The following is a 22,021-nucleotide window of genomic DNA, read 5'->3' as shown; positions in this document are numbered from 1 at the left end:
TCGCGCTTCCCTTCAGACGGAGGTGTGCATCGGGCGGCCGAGCCAGGCGATCGCGTTCCCGAAGGCGGCGATCACGTCGAGGTCCCGGCCGGCGTGGTCGGCGTAGACGCGGTGCAGGTTGAGCACGATCCGTTCGGCGTCGGCCCAGCCCGTGAACTCGCCCAGGTCGACCTGGCGGGCGGCCTGCAGGGGCGTCAGACCCCGGGAGAGCCCGTCCTGGGCGGTGTCGAGGACGAGCCGGTAATAGCGGCGGTGCTCGTCCAGGACCCGGGTGATGCCGGTGCCGGTGAGGACCGGGCCGTGGCCGGGGACGACGACGTCGGGTTGCAGGGACTCCAGCCAGTCGACCGCGGCGAGGGCCCCGTCCACCGAGCCCATGAAGACCAGCGGGGTGAGTCCGGCGAACACCAGATCGCCGGAGAACAGCACGCGTTCTTCGGGCAGCCAGGCGATCAGATCTCCGGTGGTGTGCGCCGGGCGGCCGGGGTGCAGCAGCTCGATCCGCCGACCTGCGACGTGCAGGGTGAGTGCGGAGCCGGCCGAGATGTCGGGAAGCCTGCGGGCCACCGGCCCCCAGTCCGGGACCGGGTTCCACAGCGGTGGGCAGCCGTCGATGATCGGGTCGGCCTGAAGCCCTTCCCGCATCCGGCTGTGCCCGACGATCACTGTCGCGGAGGGGAGGAGGCTGTTGCCGTAGGTGTGGTCACCGTGCTGATGGGTGTTCACCGCCAGCCGGACGGGCGCCCCGCCGGTGGCCGTGTCCACGGCGTCGAGAAACCGGCGGGTGCGAGCCGCGGTGGCGCAGGTGTCGATCACCAGGACCCCGTCGTCGCCGGCCACCGCGCCGGCGTTGTTGACCCACCAGGTCCCGTCCGGCTGCACCCAGGCGTGGATCCCGGGAAGCAACTCCTGGAGTTCCGCCGCGTCCGCTGTGGGAGGAGGAGCGGAGTTCGTGTCCGGGGTGTCGGTCATGACCCGGCCTGTCCGTCGTCCTTCACGGTGGCGACGCGGCGGCGACCGTGCTGTTCGTACCTGGCGAAACGCATGGCAATCCTCAGGATCTGGGTGAGTTGGCACAGGCCGGGGGCGCGGGGGCATGGCAGAGCGGGGAGTGCGCCGAGCCCGGGGCAGGGGGGTCAGACCGGCGGAGCGACGAAGACGCCGCGGTCGACGTCGTTGTGCATCTCCTTGGCGATCATCTCGTTCATTGGGTTGGCCGTGCCCCACTGGTCGGCGTTCTCGGGCTTCGTCAGGTCGTAGATGTGCGGGTGCCAGGTGTCCTCGTCCAGCTCTTCGAGCTCGGTGGTGTACTCCACGGTGTTGCCGTGCGGGTCGAGGAAGTACGTGAAGGTGTTGTCGCCCGCCATGTGCCGTCCGGGGCCCCAGATCTTGGTGGCGCCGGAGCGCATCACGCGGCCGGAGCCGCGCATGTACTCGTCGATGCCGCGCATCTCGAAGGAGAGGTGTTGCAGGGAGGTGTGCGGGCCGCGGGCAATGGCCATGGAGTGGTGCTGGTTGCTGATCCGCATGAAGTGCATGAGCTCGCCCATGTGCGGGATGCTCATCGTGTCGGACAGCCGGAAGTCGAGGTGCTGCTCGTACCAGGCGCGGGTGGCGTTGATGTCGGTGGAGTTCAGGACGACGTGCGAGAGACGGACGGGGATGGCCTCCTTCTCCTCGACACGGCGGTGCTTGCGTGCCTCGACGTCGGCGGAGACCTCGATGGTGCGGCCGTCGATGTCGAAGAAGCGGAAGCCGTAGCCGCCGCCGGGGGTGTCGAGCTTGCCGGGCTGGGAGATCAACTGCACGCCACCCGCGAGCAGTTGCTCGGCGAGCGTGTCCACGTCGGCGGGGCTCGCGGCACCGTAGGAGATGAGGTCGAGGCGCTTCTCCCCGGCCTTGCGGAGCCGGACGATGTACTGCTCGGGGGAGCCCTCGGCGGCCAGGAAGGAGATGCCGGAGTCTTCGGCGACCTTGGTCAGGCCCCAGACGCCGGCGTAGAAGTCGAGTTGCTTGTCGTAGTCCGGCACGGCGAGGTCGACGTGCCGCAAATGGGTGAGTAGACGGTTGGTCATGTCGGACTCCTCAGGTGAGGCACAGCAGCGCTGCCGCGTTGCCGCCGCGCACGGCGTGGAAGTGGGGATCGGGTAGGTCCTCGACGGCGCGCAGCGCGCCGAGCGGGTCGTCGGTGCCCATGTCGAAGGGGAAGTCGGAGCCGAGCAGCACCCGGTCGGGGCCGGCCACCCGGATCAGTTCGCGCAGGACGTGCGGGTCGTGGACAAGGGAGTCGAAGTACAGCCGCTTGAGGTAGCTGCTGGGCGGGTGCGCGCAGCCGCGGGCGTCGGTGCGGGCACGCCAGGCGTGGTCGGAGCGGCCGATGTGGGTGGGCAGGTAGCCGCCGCCGTGGGCGGCGACGACGCGCAACCCGGGATGGTTGTCCAGGACGCCGGAGAAGATGAGGTGGGAGAGCGCGACGGCGTTCTCGGCGGGCTGGCCGACGGTGTTGGACAGGTACCAGCGGTCGAGGCGTTCGTCGAGTGTGCAGCCGAAGGGGTGCAGGAAGAGGATCGCCCCGGTTTCCTCGGCACGCTTCCAGAACGGTTCGTATGCGGGGTCCGACAGCTCACGCCCTGGCGCGTGGCTGGAGATCTCGACACCGCGCAGGCCCAAGCCGAGGGCGTGGTCGAGCGCTTCGACGGCGAGGGCCGGGTGTTGGAGTGGGACGAGGCCGAGGCCGTGCAGTCGTTCCGGGGCCTGGGCGACGTGCTCGGCGGTGCCGGCGTTGGCCTGTTCCCAGACCGTGCGGGCCAGGGCCTCCTCGGCCCAGTAGTGGTAGTGCGTGGGGGAGGGCGAGACCAGTTGGACGTCGATCCCGGAGGCGTCCATCGCGGCGAGCCGGGCCTTGACGTCGGTCAGTTTCGGGACGCGGTCGCGGAACATCGGGCCGCTGACGGCAAGGGCCTCGGGGCCGTTGCGGCGGGCCTCGAGAGCGCGGGCGGCGGCCAGGGCGGGGTGTCCTGCGACGGCGTCCTCGATCCGCGGGAGCAGGACGTGCGCGTGCACGTCGATCGTGGGTGCGCTGCTCAGCGGACTCACGGAGTTCACGGGGTTTCCTTGATGACGGACATCGTGCGGTGCATCAGACCGGGCATGTCGGCGTTCCGGACGCCGTCCAGCTGCCACTGACCGAGTTGCACCGAGGCCTCGACCACCATGCGGACACGGTCGATCCGGCGTTCGTAGAAGCCGGTCAGCAGGGCGTCCAGAGAACTCCAGTCCTGCTCCTCGCTCAGCATCTCGGCCAGCACGGAGGCGTCTTCCAGCGACATGGCCGCGCCCTGGGCGAGGGTGGGGGGACAGGCGTGGGCGGCGTCGCCGATCAGGACGACCCGGCCGCGGTGCCAGGCGCCCTCGACGAGCAGCCGGTGGAACCACGTGTAGTTGACCTTGGCCGGGTCGGTGATGCTCGCGGCGATCTCCGGCCACACGCCGCCGTAGCCCGCGGCCAGCCGGCGCATCTCCTCCGCGTATGAGGCAGGGTCGATGGCGGTGCGGTCGCGGTTGGCCTCCACGAGGTAGGCATACATGGTGTTCTGGCTGGTGGGGCAGTAACCGGCGATGTAGCAGGGGCCGCCGTAGATCAGGTCGGAGCGCTCCACGCCCTCGGGGCGGTGCGTGGCGACGCGCCAGATGGCCATGCCGGTCGGCTCGGGCTTGTCGCTGATGCCGATCATGGCGCGGGTGGCGGAGTTGAGGCCGTCGGCGGCGATGACGAGGTCGTAGCGCCCCTCGGTGCCGTCGCTGAAACGGACGGTGACACCGGTCCCGTCCTGGATCAGCTCGTTCGCGGTGGTGCCGAGGCGCACGCTCGCGCCGCTGGCGCGGACGGCCTCGCACAGGATCTCCTGAAGCTGTGCCCGCTGCATGCCGGCGGTCGCGGGCAGATCCTCGCCACCCGTCCGGATGCCCTGTTGGACGTGGAACACCCTCCCGTCGGGCGCGGCCAGGCCCACGGAGTCGAAGGCGTAACCGGTCTTGCAGACCTTGTCCCATACGCCTAGTTCGCGCAGGACGCGCAGCGCGTTGCCCTGCAGGGTGATGCCGGAGCCGAGGACGTTCCAGTCGGGTTGTGCCTCGATCAGGTCCACGGTGGTGCCCGCCCGCCGCAGCAGCACGGTCACGGCGTTGCCGGACGCGCCACCGCCGATGACGAGGACGTTGCGAGGACGGGGATCTGTCATGGGGTCTCCTGTGAGGGGCCGCACGGCGTGGGCGGCAAGGGCGGGGCCGGGGCGCGGCTATCGGGGCCGCCCGGCCGTTTCAGGGCGCTACTTGACGGCGATGGGGTCGACCGGCGCGCCGACGGCTGCCGCTTCCTGCGCGACACAGCGGGTGCGCTGGGCGCCGAGCCCGGTGATCGAGCCGTCCATCACGTCGCCGTCGCGCAGCAGTCGGCCCCAGTGGATGCCGTTCCCTGCCGGGCTGCCGGTCAGAACCAGGTCGCCGGGGAGCAGCCGGGCGGTCTGGGAGATGTACGAGACGATCCGCGCCACGTCGAAGATCATGTCCTTGGTGGACTCGTCCTGCATGGTCTTCCCGTTGAGCTTGAGGGTGACCTGCAGATCGGACGGGTCGGCGACGGAGCCTGCCGGGACGATCCAGGGGCCCAGCGGAGTGAAACCGGGGGCGTTCTTGCAGCGCAGCCAGTCGGTGCCGATGGGGGGCATGTCCCGGCGGAAGACGGTCGCGCGGTCGGTGAGGTCATTGGCGATGGTGTATCCCGCGACGTGGTCCAGGGCTTGCTCCACGGTGACCCGGTAGGCGGGGCGGGAGATCACCGCGGCCAGTTCCAGCTCCCAGTCGGGCTTCTCGGCCCACGCGGGGAGCACCACGTCGTCGTAGGGACCGCTGATCGCGGTCGGCAGGCCGATGAAGACGTACGGGAGGTCCTCGGCGGCTCGCTTGTCCATGATCGCCGCGATCTCGGCGCGGGCCTCTTCGACGGTGCGCGGGTCGTCCGGGGCGCGGTGCGCGACCCCCAGGTCGATCACGTGCTGCCGGTAGTTGGCGCCCGACTGGAAGATTTGCCGGGGCTCGAGGGGCGCGTGCACCGCCAGGTCCGCCAGCGGCTGCCAGTCGCCCGCCGGGTCCTCCACGAGGGTGCGCAGGAGTGGCAGCTGCTCGTCCCAGCGCTCCAAGAGCACCAGCGTGGTCAGCGTGGGTTCGCCCAGTGCCGTGCACAGGTCGAGCACTCGGCCGTCCGGCGCCACCAGGCCAGGGAACCTGGCCCCGCCCGGAGCCGAAAGGGTGCCGATGGCGAACGGGCCGGAGAAGGGAACTGACGCGGCTGTGGATGTCACGGAGATGTCCTCCCGATTGAGATGTCACTAATCTGGCCCGTAAGGTGTGATCTGGCAAATAGATTTCTTGGATAGACTAAATCCAGCGCACAAATACTCGTACGTTCCGACTCCGCACTGGGATGCTTCGTGAATCTGGCAAGCCTGGACCTCAACCTCGTCGTAGCCCTGCGCGCCCTGCTGGAGGAGCGCAACGTCACCAAGGCGGGGCGACGCATCGGGCTCAGCCAGCCCGCCACGAGCGCTGCCCTGGCCCGGCTGCGAAGCCATTTCAACGACGACCTGCTCTCCCGGGCCGGCGGACACTACGAACTGACCGCCCTCGGCCTGGCTCTCCTCGACCGCACCGCCACCGCCTGCGACCTGCTGGAGCGCGTCTTCACCAGCCAGGCCGACTTCGACCCCGCCCGCGAGGAACACGAGTTCACCCTGATCGCCTCCGACTACGCGGTGGCCGTCTTCGGCGCCGAACTCGCCCGCACCATCCATGCCGAGGCGCCAGGCATCCGGCTCCGGTTCAAACAGGCGCCGACGGAAGCCATCGAGGACACCACGGCGCTGCTGAGTGCCGTCGACGGGCTGCTGATGCCACACGGCATCATTCGCGGCTTCCCCACGGTCGATCTCTACCGGGACAGCTGGGTCTACATCGTCGCCGACGACAACCCCGAGGTCGGCGAGCAGCTCACGCTCGACGACCTGGCCCGGCTACCGTGGGTGACGTACCAGCGCACCTACGACGCGCCCGCCGCTCGCCAGATCGGCTTGCTCGGCATCGAGCCGCGCGTGGAGATCTCCGTGGACAGCTTCCAGTTGATGCCCCTGCTGGTCGCAGGCACCCGCCGGGTGGCTCTCATCCAGGGACGTCTCGCCGAGCGGCTGGGCGGGCTCGTCCCGGTCCGCGTCATGGAACCGCCCTACGACGCCGTGCCACTCCAGGAAGCCCTGTGGTGGCACCCGGCGCACACACACGACGCGGCGCACATCTGGCTGCGTGAGACGGCGGCCAGGGTCGGCGAGGCCGTCGAGGCCGATCGGCCCACGAGCTCCAGCCCGCCGATTGGAGAGCGCGTCGTGAAACGTGGTTGAGGCAGGAGGCGTCGCGCTGCTGAGGGTGCAAGCGGAGGCCGACAAGGCCGAGGACGGCACGGCCCGCGCCTCGGCCGCCATCCATGGTGTGCCATCGAAACTGGTGCTAGACGGCAGCTTCGGGGCCGACTCGCGCATCACGGTCAAGTCGTCTGCGGACGTCAGCATGATCAACGCGCATGTGACCGGCATCTACGACAGGCAGTCCGCATCCGCTCGTGCGCGACTGACGAACGTTCCGGGGTGGGCCGCCTGACCGACATGGGCACGACCGTGCGCACCGCGGTCACCGAGGCCAACGGTGTTTCGTCATGCCATCGACGATCAAGGGCCAGATCGCCGCTGTAGCCGCGTCCGCGCCGAACCGCAGCGCGAACTCCCGCCCGTGCCGGTATGTGACTTGGATCGTTCGATGTCGTCATTTTGGGATCGCTATTTGTCGTGGTTACTGGTTCGCGATCTTGATGCTTTGGATTGAGTTCCTCGAGAGCTCCAAGGCCGCTGCCCGCTCAGTTGGTGGAGAGGCAACGGCCTGTTTCGGGGGTTGTGGTTGCTGGTGGGTCTCGGGTTCGGAGTCGTGTTGGGCTCACATCGTGCCGATGAACACCGAACCCAACGCCGGATGGCGCTACTACGAGGGGCAACACCGTGCAGCGGCCCAGCTCGACCAGGGGTGCGGCAGACCGTCGTGCAACGGTGGGAGCCGTTCGACCCCGCCACCGGCCTGCCGATCCGGCAGTAGACGGCGGGGCCGACAGGGTTGAGCGGCGCCAGCCCTGGCCCAACCCCGTGTGTCACGGGGCGCTGGGCCGCCCGAGCGGGACGCCGTCCAGCTCAAGGTGGCGACTCATGTCGAGCTCGAAGCGGCCATATAGATTCAGATGGGACCAGAACAGAGCGGTCAGCCCGCGCCGGTCGGCCGGGCTCAGCCGTTTTCGCCAAGCCGGATCGCGCAGCACGATCTGGATCAGGTGGGTGTTGAGGTAGGTGATGGCCGCGGCGATGAGGTGCAGCGCCAGCGCGGAGACTTCAACGTTTTCGCGGTCGTCGCCTGCCAGGTCGCCGGCCTTGCCGTAGAACAGGTCCTTGCTGGCGGAATTGAAGTTCTCCACCACATTCAGACCCTCGTTGATCTCCCTCCTGAGTTCCTCATCCGCCAGATACTCACAGATGAAGATCGTCCGGATGCCGGCGGAACCGGCCGGTGAGGTAGTCCAGCCGCAGAGGCTCGCCGTCGGCGGTGGTGAACACGTATCCCGAGTCCTGCCAGCGTGTTCCCGCTGTCGCGCTCAGTTCCTCTTGCCGCTCGCGGTGCCGTATCAGCACCCGTACGGTCTCCGCGTCCAGGGCGACCACCCGGCAGCTGGCGGCGCTCTTCGGCGGGCCTGTGGCCGACCATGACCTGGCCGTCGGCGTGCACCCGCTGCTCCGCCACCGTCAGCCCCGCGGTGTGCAGGTCGACGTCCGTCCAGCGCAGCCCTGCCATTTCACCGCGGCGCAAGCCGCGCAGCGCGGCCAGCCACCAGGCGGCGTACAGGTGGTCCTGCGCGACGTTGGCCAGGAAGGCCGCGAGCTGTTGTTCGGTCCAGACCGCCGCTGCCGGACGTTCTCCCGCTTGCTGCCACCGGGCGGTCCGCCCAGCGGTCCAGACGACCGGGTCGATGATGAGATCACCAAGGCCGATCGAACCTGGGTATCCGCCCACTATCAAGGGCAGGTTCTGCTCCACCGCGTCGACCCCATGCACGGACTCACCACCGCCGACTACGAGACTCTCAGCAAGTGGTTGCACAGTGTCCCCGGAACATCATCGCCCCACAGTGCGGCTTGAATCGGCCCCAGAGAAAGGCACTACGACACGCCGAGATCAGCCATCAACACAACCGATCCGCTCATGTTAAGTCACCAGATTGACCCTCGGCGACCAGAGAACACCTTCCAAGATCAGTTCGGTTGAGCAGCTGTGCTCGTAGATGCAGCTGCGTCCGCAGGCTCGGCCGCAGCCGCCGAGAGCGACCTTGCGGCGTTCGCCGTGGCCGAGGAACTCCTCCCAGTCCTCGTCGGCGGTGCCCGGTATTCGTCGCTGGGGCGCATGCTCGGCGGCGGGCGATGAAGGCGCGGTGGCCATTGATCGCTACAGCGTGCTGCATTGTCCTGACTTCGGGCCCGTCACGGCGTTGGTGAATCCGTTGTTCACGGGCGGTACGACGTTGTTGCTGCACGACAACGGGCCGTTGATCGCGTTCCCGGCGATCACGTTCCACCATTGCGTCCCGGTCACCGCCAACCGACCTGTGATCGTGTTCCGGGCACAACCCAGCCGTGGGTTGCCGAACGTCACCGACGAACTCCCGGATACGCTCACCGGGCCGAAGATCTGGGTGCCGCAGACCACGACGCTACCAGCGCCTTCCGCGTTCACCCGGCCACTGATCACCGCGTCGTTCACCTGCAGTGAGGCTCCGGCCTGCACCGACACCGGGCCCGACATCGTCGCTCCGTCCAGGCACGTCACGCCGCCGGTCACCTTCAGCTGCCCGGAGTACTGGCCGGTGATCGTCCGGTCGCAGCGAAGGCCGACGTAGGCATCGACCACGTCGACCACCGCCGTCACCGATCCGAACGTAGTGGAACCGCGGATCGTGAGCCGGCCGGCCGTACCGGTTCCGCCGTCCGGTACCGCATCCCACGCCACCGGGGCCGGCTTGGTCGAACCATCCGCCGTGGTCAGCACCCGCACCGAATCCGGTAGAGCGATTTCGTCGCCGACCAGTACGGCCGAGTACACGGTGTCCTCCACCACGTGCGATGCGTGACTCTTGGTGAAGACATCGATCGACGCGTTCGGCTCATACGTGCGCGTCATTCCGGGAACAGCGCGGAACAAGGATTCCCATCTCGCCGGCTCCCACGCCAGCACGCCCAGTCCCTGGTTGTTCGGGATGTCGTTGGCGATCTGGAAGACGCGCTGCAGGGCGTCCGCCTGCCCCTGGACGGTTCGCGGATACGGCGAGTTGGGAAGCGGGGTTCCTCCGCCACCCGAGGCCGGGTACGACGTCTCGGCAACCTCGATCTTGTACTTGGGGTGTGCTGCCGCCACGGCGTTGATGATGGACTCGTAGTACTCCGGCGACCCGTGCCATTGCGGGTAGTACGAGTGGGCGATGACGTCCGTGTCGGCGCCCTTGGCCTTGATCCGGGTCAGGTACTGGTTCCAGAACTCGAGCGTCTTGCCTTCGATGCCGCTGGTGACGATGTGCGTCTCGACCTTGATGTCCTTGCCGTGGGCGGCCGACACATCCCGGACCGCGCGGATACCCGCTGCGGAGAGCGTGGTGAAGCGGTCCCACGCCTCGTCGTACAGCCGCTGCTGGTCCGGGTCGGTAGAGCGCCAGTAGTTCCAGAGCAGGCCGCCGCCGGGTTGCGACTGGTAGATCTCTGGCTGATTCCGGAAGTACGCCGGGTTGGTCACACCGGCCAGCGCGGCCTCACTGCCGAACATGAAGCCGTTCGCGATCTCGTTGCCGACGGCCACCTTGTCGGGGGTCGTGCCCTGCTCGATCAGCCGCTCGATTGAGGCGTAGGTGTAGTCGTACACCGCTTTGGTCAGATCACCGAACTCAAGCTGGGCCCAGCCCCGCGGCTTGGGTTGCTTCGACGGATCGGCCCACGAGTCGGCGTAGTGGAAGTCGATGCCCAGGCCCATGTTCCGCGCCTTGACCCACTTGGCCACCTCCGCCGATCGCTCCGGGCCCTGGTACGGCGTGGCCAGCAGATCGCCCGTGCCCTCGCTGCGGGGTTCGTTGAAGACGCGCAGCCGCGTGTATTCGAAGCCGCGATCCTTGAGCACGTCGAGCAGGTGGGGCCCCGCACCTCGATCCGCCTCCAAGGGGTTCACCCAGTAGTTGCGCCCTTCGGCGACGTCATTGTCGACCCAGGAGGCGTCGGAGCCGAGCACCAACTCCTCGCGCAGGTAGTTGTAAACGCTGAGTTCGCTGATTCCCACAGTCGCGCCGGGCGACGTTCCCGTGATCCTCACCCGTACGTACCTCGTCCCCGGCTGGGTGAAGAGGTTGACCGAGCCGCGGCCTGGCCGGTGGTTGGCCGAATGGTCGGCGATGACGTGCCAGCCGGCGCCGTTCGCTGACGACTCGATCACGTACTGGTAGACCGCCCCCGGGTCCGGGAAGACGACCCTGACCTTCCTCACGTTGTCGTAGGCCCCGCCGAGATCAAGCGTCAGCCATTGACTCGAAGGCGTGCCCTCGGCGATCCACGCGGTCTGGTCGTCCTGGTCGATCGCCAGGTCGGCGGTGGATGCCCCGCTGGTGACCTTGACGCTGGCCCATGATTTGGCACTGATGTTGCTCTCGATCGGCTTGATCTGCACATCGCCGTAGAGCGCGGAGGCCGGCAGGGCCGGCCCGAATACTGCTGCGCCGCAAGCCAGAGAGATTGCGGTGGTGATGCCTAATATCCTGCGGGTGGGATGCGTCATTCCTTGTTTCTCATTTCTGTCCCCGAGTGGCTTGTGACCGGCGAACACGGCGACCTGGGCGGATCATCGGATCTTCGGTACCGGGACCTTGGCCCAGTCGAGGTCGGAGGCCAGGTAGGCCTCGGCCGCCGGGGTGACGCCGTCGGCCGGTTTGCGCAGAGGGACGTCGTAAAACGATTCACGCAAAGCGCTCGTGGGAGCGCTCCTATGGCCCCCGATCGGCGTGACGCTGTGCTGGGAGGTGGGCGTGCCGGCGGGGTCGAGGTAGTTCGTGCTGTCGGTGACCGTGGCGATCGGGCGGCCGTCGCGGTAGACGCGGAAGTTGGCGCCGAACATCCCGATCGGACCTGCTCCCGTCACCTCGGCCCCGAGGAAACGCCAGCTCGGGAAGACGCCTCCCGGTGTCGTCGTGGCGACAAGGCCACGGTCGAGGCGCTCCATCTTGATGCGGGGTTCGGCGGAGGCGGGCGGGGGCCGGTAGAGCGCACACGAGGGCGGCCGCGACTGTATGGGCTAAGTGGGCGGGCTGCACTGGAAGCTCCTGGGGGTGTCGGAGCAATTGAATCGATATAACGACCGCGAGCGTAGAAGCGTTAACATCGGTGCGTCAAGACTTCGGGTGGCGTTCGCGGGTACGGCGTCCGCCGCTGATGCGCTTGCAACACTCGCCGTCATTGCCGCGACGTCGGTCCCGGCGCGTGAAACTTTCAGACCGCTCCGGGGTGTGCCGGGAATACTCTGGGAGCGTTCACAGCGCAGATGAAGACGTTTTCACCGTCGATCGAGATGGTGTGTTTGCTAACGGCGCAAGTACCTCGGATTTCGAACGGGCTCTTTAAGCAAGGCATGTTGTGCGTTACTGTGCACGTTCACAGAGCATCATCGAGCCTGTGAGGAGGACGCGTGGCCTCACCCCCCACCCTGCCTACGGCTTCGCACCCGATCCCCGTCACCCCCCGTCGTCGCAGAACATGCGGCGACACGACATCCGCCTGACTGCGACTGCCGACGCCGGCTCCCGGCGCAGCGACATCAGGACGGCGCAAGCGGACTGACCACCCACTCGTGCCCCGGGCCCGGGCGCCAGCCGGTCTGTCCGTCATGCCCGTCAACCAATGGCCGGCCGACGGCGCCGAACCCTGTGCTTGATCAGCCGCGCCGCCCGCCTCGCCAGCTGCTTTGACCCCTGTTTTCTGATCTCTGTCCTGACCATCGGAGGATCCCATGAAAAGGATCTTGGTGGCGTTGGCGTTATGCGCCGCCGCGACTGTCCCCGTCGGGCAACCGGCCCACGCTGCCGCCGCATCGCTCAGCATGCTTGGCGCTGATGTCTCCTCCTTGCAACGAGCGCTGGATCTGGGCGCGAAGTACTACGACGCCGGTGGCGTGCACCGAGATCCGCTGGACATCCTCAAGGGCGTCGGCGTCAACTACGCACGCCTGCGGATCTGGAACAACCCGATCAGTGGCTACAACAACAAGGACAAGGTGCTGCTGCAGGCCAGGGCGGTCAAGGCCAAAGGGCTGAAGCTGATGGTGGACTTCCACTACTCCGACACCTGGGCCGACCCCGGTAAGCAGTACAAGCCGGCCGCCTGGTCCAGCCATGGCATCAGCCAGCTGCAGACCGACGTCTACAACTACACCTACGACGTGTGCACCAGTCTCAAGGCTCAGGGCACCGTCCCGGACAGCGTGCAGATCGGCAACGAGATCAACACCGGCATGCTGTGGAACGACGGCAGGGTGACCAACAACGACTTCACGAACCTGAGCCTCCTGCTCAAGGCCGGATACAACGCGACAAAGGCGTGCAATCCCGATACGCAGGTGATCATCCACACGGCATTGGCGGAGAGCCTGTCCTCCGCTCGCCGGTTCTATGACGGGATCCGGGCCAAGGGCGTGTCCTGGGACATCACCGCCCTGTCGTACTACTGCATGTGGCACGGCACGACATCCAACCTGTCCACGGTCATCGCCGACATGCGCGCCAGGTACGGCAAGGACGTGGTGATCGCCGAGACCGCCTACCCCTTCACCGCCGACAACGCAGACTCCACGCGCAACGTGGTGACCTCGGGCTGCTCGGGGTACCGGATGACTTGGCAGGGGCAGGGCGCGCAGTTCGCGGCGGTGCAGAGCACAGCTCGTAACGCGGGTGCGATCGGGGTCTTCTCCTGGGAGCCGACCTGGTACGCGGTGCCCGGCAACGGCTGGGATCCGGCGAACATCGCGAGCAGCGGTAACGAGTGGGACAACATGGCCGTCTTCAACTGGACCGGCCACATCAACCCTCATGTCCGGTGGACACCGTGAGCCCGAGGGCAACCGTGCCTGCCGAGCACCCCGCTCCCGGCAGGCCTGGCCCGTGGCACCTGAGGCACCAGCCCGTAAGAAGCCGATGGTCCGTCGTGCAGGCGGCGCCGTACTACTGCAGACCTCATGAGAAAGCGCGGAATCACTATGAGTTCCCCTCGGTCAAATGGCCGCGTGCTCGGCCCGGCGGCCTCTTCGAGGCTCGTTCTCACCCTCCTCGCCTTCCTGGCGGCCCTGCTGTCCGTACCACTCGCGACTCCGGCCGGAGCGGTGACGGATCTGGCGCTGGGCAAGGCCGCGAGTGCCGACTCCAGCCAGTCCGGTCGCGGCCCGTCCCTGGCCAACGACGGCGACACCGCCACCCGCTGGTGCGCCGCCGACGGCGGGACCGGCCACTGGTGGCAGGTCGACCTCGGAAGCGCGGCGACGCTGAATGGCACCGAGGTCCGCTGGGAGTTCGCCCGCGCCTACAGGTACCACGTCTCGGTCTCCACCGACGGCATGGCCTGGACGCGGGTGGCCGACCGGACGGCCGGCACGGCCGCCGCCCAGGTGCAGAGCGACGCCTTCACCGCGACCGCGCGGTACGTGCGGATCACGGTGACCGGGCTCGCCGCGTCGACGTGGGCGAGTATCACCGACTTCAAGGTCTTCGGCGCCGACACCGGTACCTCGCCGGGGCCGGAGCCGGATCCGGCACTGCGGTCCAGGTGCACCGGCACCTCGCCGATCACCTGCCACTTCGACGTCCAGCCGGGTAACTACGACGTGACCGTGGTCCTGGGCGACCCGGCCAGCCCGGGGGTGACCAGCGTGCAGGCGGAGGCCCGCCGTACGGTGTTGCCTGCCGTATCGACGGCGGCGGGCTCGTATGCGCGGTCTTCGTTCACGCTGAACGTGCGCCAGCCGGAAGGGCAGCCGACCGGGCAGGGCGGCACCGGGCGGCCCGGGCTTGACCTGGTCTTTTCCGGGCAGGCGCCGAAGCTGAACGGGATCGGGCTGGCCCCGGCGAGCGGGCCGGTCCTGTATCTCGCGGGTGACTCGACCGTCTGCGACCAGCCTGTCGCGCCGTACACCGGGTGGGGGCAGCAGCTCCCGCAGTACTTCAAGCTGGGCCTATCGGTGGCCAACTACGGCGACTCGGGCGAGAGCTCGGGCAGCTTCCTGTCCAACGCGGCGCTGTTCCCCGCGATGAAGCAGCTGATCCGGAGCGGCGACATGGTGCTGATCCAGTTCGGGCACAACGACAAGTCGACGACGGCCTCGGCGTTCGCCTCGAACCTGACCAGCCTGGTGACCCAGGTGCGGTCGCAGGGCGGGAAGCCGGTGCTGGTCACGCCTCCGGTGCGTCGGCTGTTCGCCGCCGACGGCACGCTGACTTCGACGGCGCTGCACGTCAACGGCGTGGGCGCCAATCTCCCGGCGACGATGCGGCAGGTGGCGGCCACGCAGAACACGTCGCTCATCGACCTGACCGCTGCGAGCGAGGCGCTGGTGGAGGGGCTCGGCCCGAACGCCTCGGCCGCGCTCTACCTGACCGAGCTGAACGACAACACGCACTTCTCCGCGCACGGCGCTAACGAAATGGCCAAGCTCGTCCTGCAGCGCATGCGCGAGCTGAACCTGTCGCCGGTGCTGTACCTGCGATAACCACCCCGACCTACCTCTTGGAGTTCCCTCATGTCCTTACGTAGACCACGCACCGCGCTGCTGTCCGCCGGCGTCGCGTTGACGATGGCCGCCGCAGGCCTCGTCATGGCCGCGGAAGCCTCCGCGGCGACCCGCTACGAGGCGGAAAGCGCACCGGCCACGTGCGACGGACTCATCGAGTCCAACCACGCCGGCTTCTCCGGCAGCGGATTCTGCAACGGCAACAACGTGGCCGGCGCGGCGGCACAGTTCACCGTGACCGCGGCCGCGGCCGGCGATGCCACCATCGCGATCCGGTACGCCAACGGCGGGACCGCGGGCCGTCCCGCGGACGTGCTGGTCAACGGCGCGGTCGCACATGCCGCCAGCGCGTTCGACCCCACCGGCGCCTGGACGACGTGGGTGACCAAGACGCTGACCGTGTCGCTGAACGCGGGCGACAACATCATCCGGTTGAGCCCGACCGCCGCCGACGGCCTGGCCAACATCGACTACCTGGAGACGGAGCAGGGCGGCGGCCCAACCCCGACCGGCCGGCAGATGGAGGATCTCAACCGCGGCCTGGTCAGCGTGCGCTCGGGCAGCGGCAACCTGGTGTCCTGGCGGCTGCTGGGCACCGAGAGCGCGAGCACCGGGTTCAACCTCTACCGGGGCTCGACCAAGCTGAACTCCTCGCCTCTCACCGGCGCGACCAACTACCTGGACAACGGCGCACCCGGGGACGCCTCCTATACCGTCCGAGCGGTCGTGAACGGGGCCGAACAGGCCGCGTCCGAGCCGTCCCTGCGCTTCACCGGCGGCAACTACCTGGACGTGCCGATCTCCCGACCGGGAAGCAACTACACCGCCGGAGACGCCAGCGTCGGCGACGCGGACGGCGACGGGCAGTACGAGATCTTCCTCAAGTGGGACCCGAACGACCAGAAGGACAACTCCCAGTCCGGGGTCACCAGCAACGTCTACATCGACGCCTACCGGCTCAACGGCCAGCGCCTGTGGCGCATCGACCTGGGCCGCAACATCCGGGCCGGCGCGCACTACACGCAGTTCCAGGTGTACGACTACGACGGCGACGGCCGGGCCGAGCTGGCGGTCAAGACCGGCGACGGCACTGTCTCCGGCACCGGACAGGTGATCGGCAACGGCAGCGCCCTGCACCGCAACTCCAACGGCTACATCATCACCGGTCCCGAATACCTGACCATGTTCAACGGGCTCACCGGCGCCGCCATGTCCACGGTGAACTTCGATCCGGCTCGCGGCAACATCAACGACTGGGGCGACAACTACGGCAACCGCGGCGACCGGTTCCTGGCCGGCACCGCCTACCTGGACGGCCAGCGGCCCAGCCTCATCATGGGCCGTGGCTACTACGCCAAGAGTGCGATCGCCGCCTGGGACTTCCGCGACGGCCAGCTCACCCGGCGCTGGAAGTTCGACTCCAGCAACGCTGGCAGCCAGTGGACCGGCCGCGGCGCGCACTCACTGTCCATCGCCGACGTCGACGGCAACGGCACCGACGAGATCATCTACGGCGGCATGACCATCAACGCCAACGGCACCGGCCGCTACACCACCAGCTTCTACGCCCATGGCGACGCCCTGCACGTCGGAGACTTCGTGCCCGGCCGTGCCGGCAAGGAGATCTGGATGATCCACGAGCAGAGCTCCGGCGCCTCCGCCACGCTGCGCGATGCCAACAACGGCTCGATCATCATGCAGAAGAACAACACCTGCAACTGCGAGGGCCCGGCCCGCGGCGTGGCCGCCGACATCCACGCCGGTAACGCCGGTGGCGAGTTCTGGGGGACCGGCACCGGCCTGGGCAGCCTCTTCAACGCCTCCGGCGGCAGCGTCGGGCGCAACCCCAGCAGCTACAACTTCCTCGCCTGGTGGGACGGCGACCCGGTGCGCGAGCTGCTGGACGGCAACCACGTCGACAAGTACGGCACCGGCGGCGACACCCGCCTGCTCACCGCCTCCGGAGCGCACTCGATCAACGGCACCAAGTCCACCCCGTCACTGTCCGGCGACCTGTTCGGCGACTGGCGCGAGGAGATCATCCTGCCCCGGGACGACAACGCCGCGCTGCGCATCTACGCCACCACAAGCCAGACCGACCGGCGCATCTACACGCTGATGCACGACGCCCAGTACCGCGTCGCCATCGCCTGGCAGAACACCGCCTACAACCAGCCGCCCCACCCGAGCTTCTTCCTCGGCAACGGCATGAGCACCCCGCCGCAGCCCGACATCTACGTCCGCTGAACATCCAGCGGTCTGGCGGCCCCGCACCACCGGGCCGCCAGACCGTGACCTGCGCCGATGGCGAGTTGTTCTCAGCCGGCCCTCACCCCCCAGGAGCCTCGATGAAATGGCTGCCGAAGATCTCCTTACTCACGGCGATGACGACGGCACTGGCCGGCGCTCCCATCGCGTTCGCGACCGGCGCGCACGCCGCGACGACCCGGTACGAGGTGGAGTCCGCACCCGCCGTATGCAGCGGCGCCATAGCCTCCAACCACTCCGGCTACTCCGGTAGCGGTTTCTGCGATACCGCCAACGCCGTCGGCAGCGCTGCGCAGTTCACCGTCAGCACACCGACTGCGGGCACCGCCACCCTGGCCATCCGCTACGCCAACGGCACCACGACCGACCGGCCGGCGGACATCAGCGTCAACGGAACGACGGTGCAGTCCGGGCTCGGCTTCGAGGGCACCGGCGCGTGGACCGCCTGGGCGACCCAGAGCCTGCCCGTGCAGCTGAATGCGGGAACCACCACCGTACGGCTCGCCGCGACCACCGCCGGCGGGCTCGGGAACATCGATTATGTCGAGGTCACGACGGGCGCCGGGGACGGCTCGCCCACTGATCCGAACATCCGTTTTGTCGGCCGCTGGGACACCCGCAACAGCAGCGCCTACGTCCCCGGCTGGGCCGGCGCCTATCTCAAGGCGGGGTTCACCGGCACCACCGTCAAGCTGAAGCAGCGCAACACCATCGACCTCTACTACAGCATCGACGGCGGCCCCGACGTCTACCTGCAAAGCGTGCGAGGCACCGTCAACCTCACCCCGACACCGCTGGCGGCGGGCACCCACAGCCTGCGCGTGTCCTACCGGGTGGTGGCCGGCTCCTACCGTGGCGATGCGGTGTTCCAGGGGCTGGTGCTCGACCCGGGCGCGCGCACCCTGCCCGCCGAGCCGTCCCGCGGCATGGTGGAGTTCGTCGGGGACTCCATCACTGTCGGCACCACCAGCTCGAAGAACGCGCTCACGGCGTACGGATGGCTGGTCGGCGAGCAACTCGGCCTGGATCACATGCAAGTCGCTCAGGGTGGCGCCTGTCTGGTGAGCACCGCCGACGGCTGTGTCGGCCTGGACCGGCGGTTCGTGAAGGTGAGCGCTGCCGACGGGGCGGTCGACCATGACTTCACGCGGTACCAGGCGGATGTGGCCGTGATCAACCTGGGCACCAACGACGTCGGTCACGGGGTGTCCACGACCCAGTTCCAGAGCTCCTACATCGGGCTGCTGCGCACTATCCGCAGCAAGTACCCGAGGGCCGCGATCCTGGCCTTGAAGACCTTCCGCGGGCGGTATGTGCCGCAGACCCAGGCCGCGGTGCAGACCGTCAACAATGCCGGGGATCACAACGTCTTCTTCGTCAACACCGACGGTTGGGTGCCTCCGGACGGCTTGTCCGACGCCGTCCACCCCAACGACATCGGGCACCGTGCGATCGCGGCGAAGCTGGCGCCAATCGTGGCCGCCCACCTCGCGCCGAGCCCCACGTCAACGCCCACGTCCACGTCGAGCGGCACGTCCGACGCATGCGCCGTACAGTACAAGATCACCAACCAGTGGAGCGGCGGCTTCCAGGGTGAGGTGCATGTCACCAACACCGGTACCGGCACACTCAACGGGTGGGCTTTGCGCTGGACCTTCGCCGACGGCCAGCGGATCGACCAGGGATGGAACGGCACGTACACCCAGACCGGCGCCACTGTCACTGTCACCAATCCCTCGGGGAATCCGGCTCTTGCCCCGGGTGCCTCCGCGACTGTGGGCTTCACCAGCGTCTGGAAGGACGTCAACACCGCCCCGGCATTCTTCGCCCTCAACGACGCCGGATGCGCACTCAGCTGACCCGCCTGTCGCCGGTGCCGTACCTGCGATGACCAGACCCGGCTCACCTTTTGGAGTTCCCCATGTCCTTACGGAGAAGGCTGTCCGCCGCTGTCGCGCTGACGGTGGCCGCCGCGGGTGTCGTCATGGCCGCGGGAACCGCCGCGGCGGCGACCCGCCATGAGGCGGAAAGCGCGCCGGCCACGTGCGACGGTCTCATCGAGTCCAACCACGCCGGCTTCTCCGGCAGCGGATTCTGCAACGCCAACAACGCGGCAGGCGCGGCGGCGCAGTTCACCGTGAGCGCGCCCGCCGCCGGCGCGGCCACCGTCAACATCCGGTACGCCAACGGCGGGACCTCAAGCCGTCCCGCTGACGTGCTGGTCAACGGCGCGGTCGCACATGCGGGCAGCGCGTTCGACCCCACCGGGGCCTGGACGACCTGGGTCACCAAGAGGCTGACCGTATCCCTGAACGCCGGCGACAACATCATCCGGCTGAACCCGACCACCGCCGGCGGTCTGCCCAACCTCGACTACCTGGAGGTCGACGCGCCCACCTCCGGCAAGACCACGGTCTGGCTGGCCGGAGACTCCACCGTCGCCAGCAGCTCCGGCAGCAACGTCGTCGGCTGGGGCAGGGAGCTCAGCAACTACCTCACCACCGACGCCACCGTGGTCAACAGCGCCATAGGCGGCCGCAGCGTCCAGACCTGGCTGTACGAGTCCGCCGTCACCAGCACCAAGAACTCCGCCGGGGAATGCGTGCTCAGCTCCACCGCCTACGCCGCCCGCTGGCAGGCGATGCTCAACGCCTCCACCGGGATGAAGGCCGGCGACCACCTGTTCATCCAGTTCGGCATCAACGACGGCTCGTCCACCTGTCCCCGCCACGTCGGCTCCGCCCGGTACCGCGAACTGCTCACCACCATGGTCCGCGCCGCCCAGCAGCGCGGCGCGCACCCCGTGCTGGTGACCCCGGTGGCCGCGCTGACGTGCAGCGGAAGTACGGCGACGCCCAACCGCGGATTCCTGACCGAGACCTTGGACGTCGGCAGGGCCACCGGCGCCCCGGTCATCGACCTCCACAAACTGAGCTACACCCTCTACAACGGCCTGCGCTTCTGTCCGTTCAACGGCGACTACTCCTCCGGCCCTGTCGGCGCGTTCTTCGCCAACGACCACACCCACTTCGAGGCGGCGGGTGCACGCCAGATCGCGGGCCTGGTCACCAAGGCGGTACGCGACCAGCAACTCGCCCTCTCCGCGTACCTGAGGTAACACTCGACTCACCCCCCAGGAGTCTCGATGAAATGGTTGTCGAAGATCTCAGTTGTCACGGCGATGGCGACGGCCCTGTCCAGCGCGCCCGTCGCGTTCGCGACCGGCGCGCATGCCGCCACGACCCGGTACGAGGTGGAGTCCGCACCCGCCGTATGCAGTGGCGTCGTCGCTTCGAACCACTCCGGCCACTCCGGTAGCGGTTTCTGCGACACGCCCAACGCCGTCGGCAGCGCTGTCCAGTTCACGGTGAACATGCCGGTCGCCGGCACCGCCACCTTGGGCATCCGGTACGCCAACGGCACCACCGCGAACCGGCCTGCGGACGTCAGCGTCAACGGGTCGGTGGTGCAGCCCGGGTTCGGTTTCGAGGGCACCGGCGCGTGGAACGCCTGGGCGACCAAGAGCCTGCCGGTGCATCTGAACGCGGGGACCAACACCGTGCGGCTCGCCGCGACCACCGCCGGCGGGCTCGCGAACATCGATTACCTCGACGTCACGACGGACGACGGGAACAGCACGATCATGCAGGGCGCTGACGTGTCGACGCTGCAGCGGGCCGTTGACCTGGGCGCCAGGTACTACTACGCCAACGGCACCCCGGGTGACCCGCTGGACATCCTCAAGAGTGCCGGCGTCAACTACGTCCGGCTGCGGATCTGGAACAACCCGCGCAGCGGCTACAACAACAAGGACAAGGTCCTGCAGTACGCGCGCACGGTGAAGGCCAAGGGCCTGAAGCTGATGGTCGACTTCCATTACTCCGACACCTGGGCCGACCCCGGCGTCCAGACCAAACCGGCGGCGTGGGCAGGCCACGGGATCAGCCAGCTGCAGACGGACGTCTACAACTACACCTACGAGGTGTGCACCAGCCTCAAGGCTCAGGGCACCACGCCGGACAGCGTGCAGATCGGCAACGAGATCAACACCGGCATGCTGTGGCCCGACGGCCAGGTGGCCAACAACGACTTCACCAACCTGGGTCTGTTACTCAAGGCCGGATACAACGCGACCAAGGCCTGCAACAGCAGCACGCAGGTGATCATCCACACGGCGCGCGTGGAGAGCGGCGCCCGCTGGTTCTACGACGGCATCCGGGCCCAGGGCGTGCAGTGGGACATCACCGCGCTGTCCTACTACTGTTACTGGCACGGCAGCCTGTCGAGCATGGCCGCTGTGGTCTCCGACATGCGGTCACGGTACGGCAAGCCGGTCATCCTCGCCGAGACCGCCTACCCGTTCACCACGGCCAACTTCGACCACAGCGGGAACATCATCACCTCCTCCCAGCCATGCTCCGGCTACCCGGCGACGCCCGCCGGACAGCAGGCCAATTTCGCCGCCGTGCAGAACACCGCCCGCAACGCCGGCGCGAGCGGGATCTTCTACTGGGAGCCCACTTGGTACGCCGTGCCCGGCAACGGCTGGAACCCGGCCGACATCAACAACTCCGGCAACGCCTGGGAGAACCAGGCCATCTTCGACCAGAACGGCCGCATCAACCCCAACATCCGCTGGCTCCCCTGACAACGCGCACAACCTCCCATCGCTACAGCCATCCCTGCACCCAAGGAGTCATCCATGTCCATGCAACGGCGGACATTCCTCAGCGTGAGCGCGGCCGGAGCGGCGGGCCTCGGCCTGTCCCTGCTCGGCGCGGGGCAGGCGCTCGCCGGCGTCGGGCCGCTGGACACG

General features: G+C 68.2%; 18 protein-coding genes. 9 read left to right on the top strand and 9 right to left on the bottom strand.

Annotated features, from left to right (window positions below; genetic code table 11):
- Positions 1-12 precede the first annotated feature (12 nt).
- The 5 genes from ACTWQA_RS53075 to ACTWQA_RS53055 all read right to left on the bottom strand — a co-directional run bounded on the left by ACTWQA_RS53075 (position 13) and on the right by ACTWQA_RS53055 (position 5,360).
- On the bottom strand, positions 13-972 hold the full coding sequence (locus tag ACTWQA_RS53075) for an MBL fold metallo-hydrolase (protein WP_443166438.1): 960 nt from the start codon (positions 970-972) through the stop codon (positions 13-15).
- Between the two features lie 164 nt (positions 973-1,136).
- Entirely contained in the window at positions 1,137-2,075 is a 939-nt protein-coding gene (locus tag ACTWQA_RS53070) for a VOC family protein (protein ID WP_443166437.1), read from the bottom strand.
- A gap of 10 nt (positions 2,076-2,085) precedes the next feature.
- Complete coding sequence (locus ACTWQA_RS53065) at positions 2,086-3,105, bottom strand: amidohydrolase family protein (RefSeq protein WP_443166436.1); 1,020 nt, start codon at positions 3,103-3,105, stop codon at positions 2,086-2,088.
- Positions 3,102-4,241 (bottom strand): FAD-dependent oxidoreductase, encoded by a 1,140-nt coding sequence (locus tag ACTWQA_RS53060; RefSeq protein ID WP_443166435.1) that lies wholly within the window; start codon positions 4,239-4,241, stop codon positions 3,102-3,104. The genes ACTWQA_RS53065 and ACTWQA_RS53060 overlap by 4 nt, the downstream gene beginning before the upstream one ends.
- A gap of 87 nt (positions 4,242-4,328) precedes the next feature.
- A complete protein-coding gene (locus ACTWQA_RS53055) occupies positions 4,329-5,360 on the bottom strand; it encodes a fumarylacetoacetate hydrolase family protein (RefSeq protein ID WP_312895320.1) in 1,032 nt (343 codons plus the stop codon).
- A 129-nt stretch (positions 5,361-5,489) separates the two neighbouring features.
- Here ACTWQA_RS53055 and ACTWQA_RS53050 point away from each other — a divergent pair, with 129 nt between their 5' ends.
- Together ACTWQA_RS53050 and ACTWQA_RS53045 are read left to right on the top strand one after the other, a co-directional pair.
- Positions 5,490-6,449 carry a LysR family transcriptional regulator gene (locus tag ACTWQA_RS53050; RefSeq protein WP_183642696.1) on the top strand — a complete coding sequence of 320 codons (960 nt, stop codon included), beginning with the start codon at positions 5,490-5,492 and terminating at the stop codon, positions 6,447-6,449.
- Positions 6,442-6,705: a hypothetical protein gene (locus tag ACTWQA_RS53045; RefSeq protein ID WP_443166434.1), complete on the top strand. Its 264-nt coding sequence runs from the start codon at positions 6,442-6,444 to the stop codon at positions 6,703-6,705. Before ACTWQA_RS53050 ends, ACTWQA_RS53045 begins: the two co-directional genes overlap by 8 nt.
- A 538-nt stretch (positions 6,706-7,243) precedes the next feature.
- On the opposite strand, the gene ACTWQA_RS53040 is transcribed toward ACTWQA_RS53045, so the two are convergent.
- Together ACTWQA_RS53040 and ACTWQA_RS53035 are read right to left on the bottom strand one after the other, a co-directional pair.
- Positions 7,244-7,582 (bottom strand): Tn3 family transposase, encoded by a 339-nt coding sequence (locus ACTWQA_RS53040; RefSeq protein WP_443166446.1) that lies wholly within the window; start codon positions 7,580-7,582, stop codon positions 7,244-7,246.
- Positions 7,583-7,613: 31 nt separating this feature from the next.
- A complete protein-coding gene (locus ACTWQA_RS53035; RefSeq protein ID WP_443166433.1) occupies positions 7,614-7,805 on the bottom strand; it encodes a hypothetical protein in 192 nt (63 codons plus the stop codon).
- A gap of 31 nt (positions 7,806-7,836) precedes the next feature.
- Here ACTWQA_RS53035 and ACTWQA_RS53030 point away from each other — a divergent pair, with 31 nt between their 5' ends.
- Positions 7,837-8,280 (top strand): hypothetical protein, encoded by a 444-nt coding sequence (locus ACTWQA_RS53030; protein ID WP_443166432.1) that lies wholly within the window; start codon positions 7,837-7,839, stop codon positions 8,278-8,280.
- 303 nt (positions 8,281-8,583) lie between these two features.
- Here the strand turns inward: ACTWQA_RS53030 and ACTWQA_RS53025 are convergent, their stop codons facing one another.
- Positions 8,584-10,947, bottom strand: a complete 2,364-nt coding sequence (locus ACTWQA_RS53025; protein WP_443166431.1) for a glycosyl hydrolase 53 family protein — start codon at positions 10,945-10,947, stop codon at positions 8,584-8,586.
- 63 nt (positions 10,948-11,010) lie between these two features.
- Positions 11,011-11,388 carry a rhamnogalacturonan endolyase family protein gene (locus ACTWQA_RS53020; protein ID WP_443166430.1) on the bottom strand — a complete coding sequence of 126 codons (378 nt, stop codon included), beginning with the start codon at positions 11,386-11,388 and terminating at the stop codon, positions 11,011-11,013.
- An 873-nt stretch (positions 11,389-12,261) separates the two neighbouring features.
- Here ACTWQA_RS53020 and ACTWQA_RS53015 point away from each other — a divergent pair.
- From ACTWQA_RS53015 to ACTWQA_RS52990, 6 genes are all read left to right on the top strand, one after another.
- Positions 12,262-13,266 (top strand): glycoside hydrolase family 53 protein, encoded by a 1,005-nt coding sequence (locus ACTWQA_RS53015; RefSeq protein ID WP_443166429.1) that lies wholly within the window; start codon positions 12,262-12,264, stop codon positions 13,264-13,266.
- A 174-nt stretch (positions 13,267-13,440) separates the two neighbouring features.
- The gene (locus ACTWQA_RS53010) at positions 13,441-14,916 is read left to right on the top strand and encodes a galactose-binding domain-containing protein (protein WP_443166428.1); all 1,476 of its coding nucleotides are present in this window, start codon (positions 13,441-13,443) and stop codon (positions 14,914-14,916) included.
- Positions 14,917-14,946: 30 nt separating this feature from the next.
- Complete coding sequence (locus ACTWQA_RS53005; protein WP_443166427.1) at positions 14,947-17,184, top strand: rhamnogalacturonan lyase family protein; 2,238 nt, start codon at positions 14,947-14,949, stop codon at positions 17,182-17,184.
- Between the two features lie 101 nt (positions 17,185-17,285).
- Positions 17,286-19,064, top strand: coding sequence for a cellulose binding domain-containing protein (locus ACTWQA_RS53000; RefSeq protein WP_443166426.1), 1,779 nt, complete (start codon positions 17,286-17,288; stop codon positions 19,062-19,064).
- Between the two features lie 62 nt (positions 19,065-19,126).
- A complete protein-coding gene (locus ACTWQA_RS52995; RefSeq protein WP_443166425.1) occupies positions 19,127-20,323 on the top strand; it encodes an SGNH/GDSL hydrolase family protein in 1,197 nt (398 codons plus the stop codon).
- Between the two features lie 27 nt (positions 20,324-20,350).
- Positions 20,351-21,853 carry a glycosyl hydrolase 53 family protein gene (locus tag ACTWQA_RS52990; RefSeq protein WP_443166424.1) on the top strand — a complete coding sequence of 501 codons (1,503 nt, stop codon included), beginning with the start codon at positions 20,351-20,353 and terminating at the stop codon, positions 21,851-21,853.
- Positions 21,854-22,021: the final 168 nt, after the last annotated feature.

Source organism: Nonomuraea sp. 10N515B, assembly GCF_052245915.1.
In the GTDB taxonomy this organism is placed as follows: Bacteria; Actinomycetota; Actinomycetes; order Streptosporangiales; family Streptosporangiaceae; genus Nonomuraea.
This window is presented reverse-complemented; position numbering and strand designations above follow the sequence as displayed.

Bases quoted from the DNA above. Each gene is read 5' to 3' on its own strand.
- ACTWQA_RS53075 (WP_443166438.1), bottom strand. From the start codon at position 972: ATGACCGACACCCCGGACACGAACTCCGCTCCTCCTCCCACAGCGGAC.
- ACTWQA_RS53070 (WP_443166437.1), bottom strand. From the start codon at position 2,075: ATGACCAACCGTCTACTCACCCATTTGCGGCACGTCGACCTCGCCGTG.
- ACTWQA_RS53060 (WP_443166435.1), bottom strand. From the start codon at position 4,241: ATGACAGATCCCCGTCCTCGCAACGTCCTCGTCATCGGCGGTGGCGCG.
- ACTWQA_RS53025 (WP_443166431.1), bottom strand. From the start codon at position 10,947: ATGACGCATCCCACCCGCAGGATATTAGGCATCACCACCGCAATCTCT.
- ACTWQA_RS53020 (WP_443166430.1), bottom strand. From the start codon at position 11,388: ATGGAGCGCCTCGACCGTGGCCTTGTCGCCACGACGACACCGGGAGGC.
- ACTWQA_RS53015 (WP_443166429.1), top strand. From the start codon at position 12,262: ATGCTTGGCGCTGATGTCTCCTCCTTGCAACGAGCGCTGGATCTGGGC.
- ACTWQA_RS53005 (WP_443166427.1), top strand. From the start codon at position 14,947: ATGTCCTTACGTAGACCACGCACCGCGCTGCTGTCCGCCGGCGTCGCG.
- ACTWQA_RS53000 (WP_443166426.1), top strand. From the start codon at position 17,286: ATGAAATGGCTGCCGAAGATCTCCTTACTCACGGCGATGACGACGGCA.
- ACTWQA_RS52995 (WP_443166425.1), top strand. From the start codon at position 19,127: ATGTCCTTACGGAGAAGGCTGTCCGCCGCTGTCGCGCTGACGGTGGCC.
- ACTWQA_RS52990 (WP_443166424.1), top strand. From the start codon at position 20,351: ATGAAATGGTTGTCGAAGATCTCAGTTGTCACGGCGATGGCGACGGCC.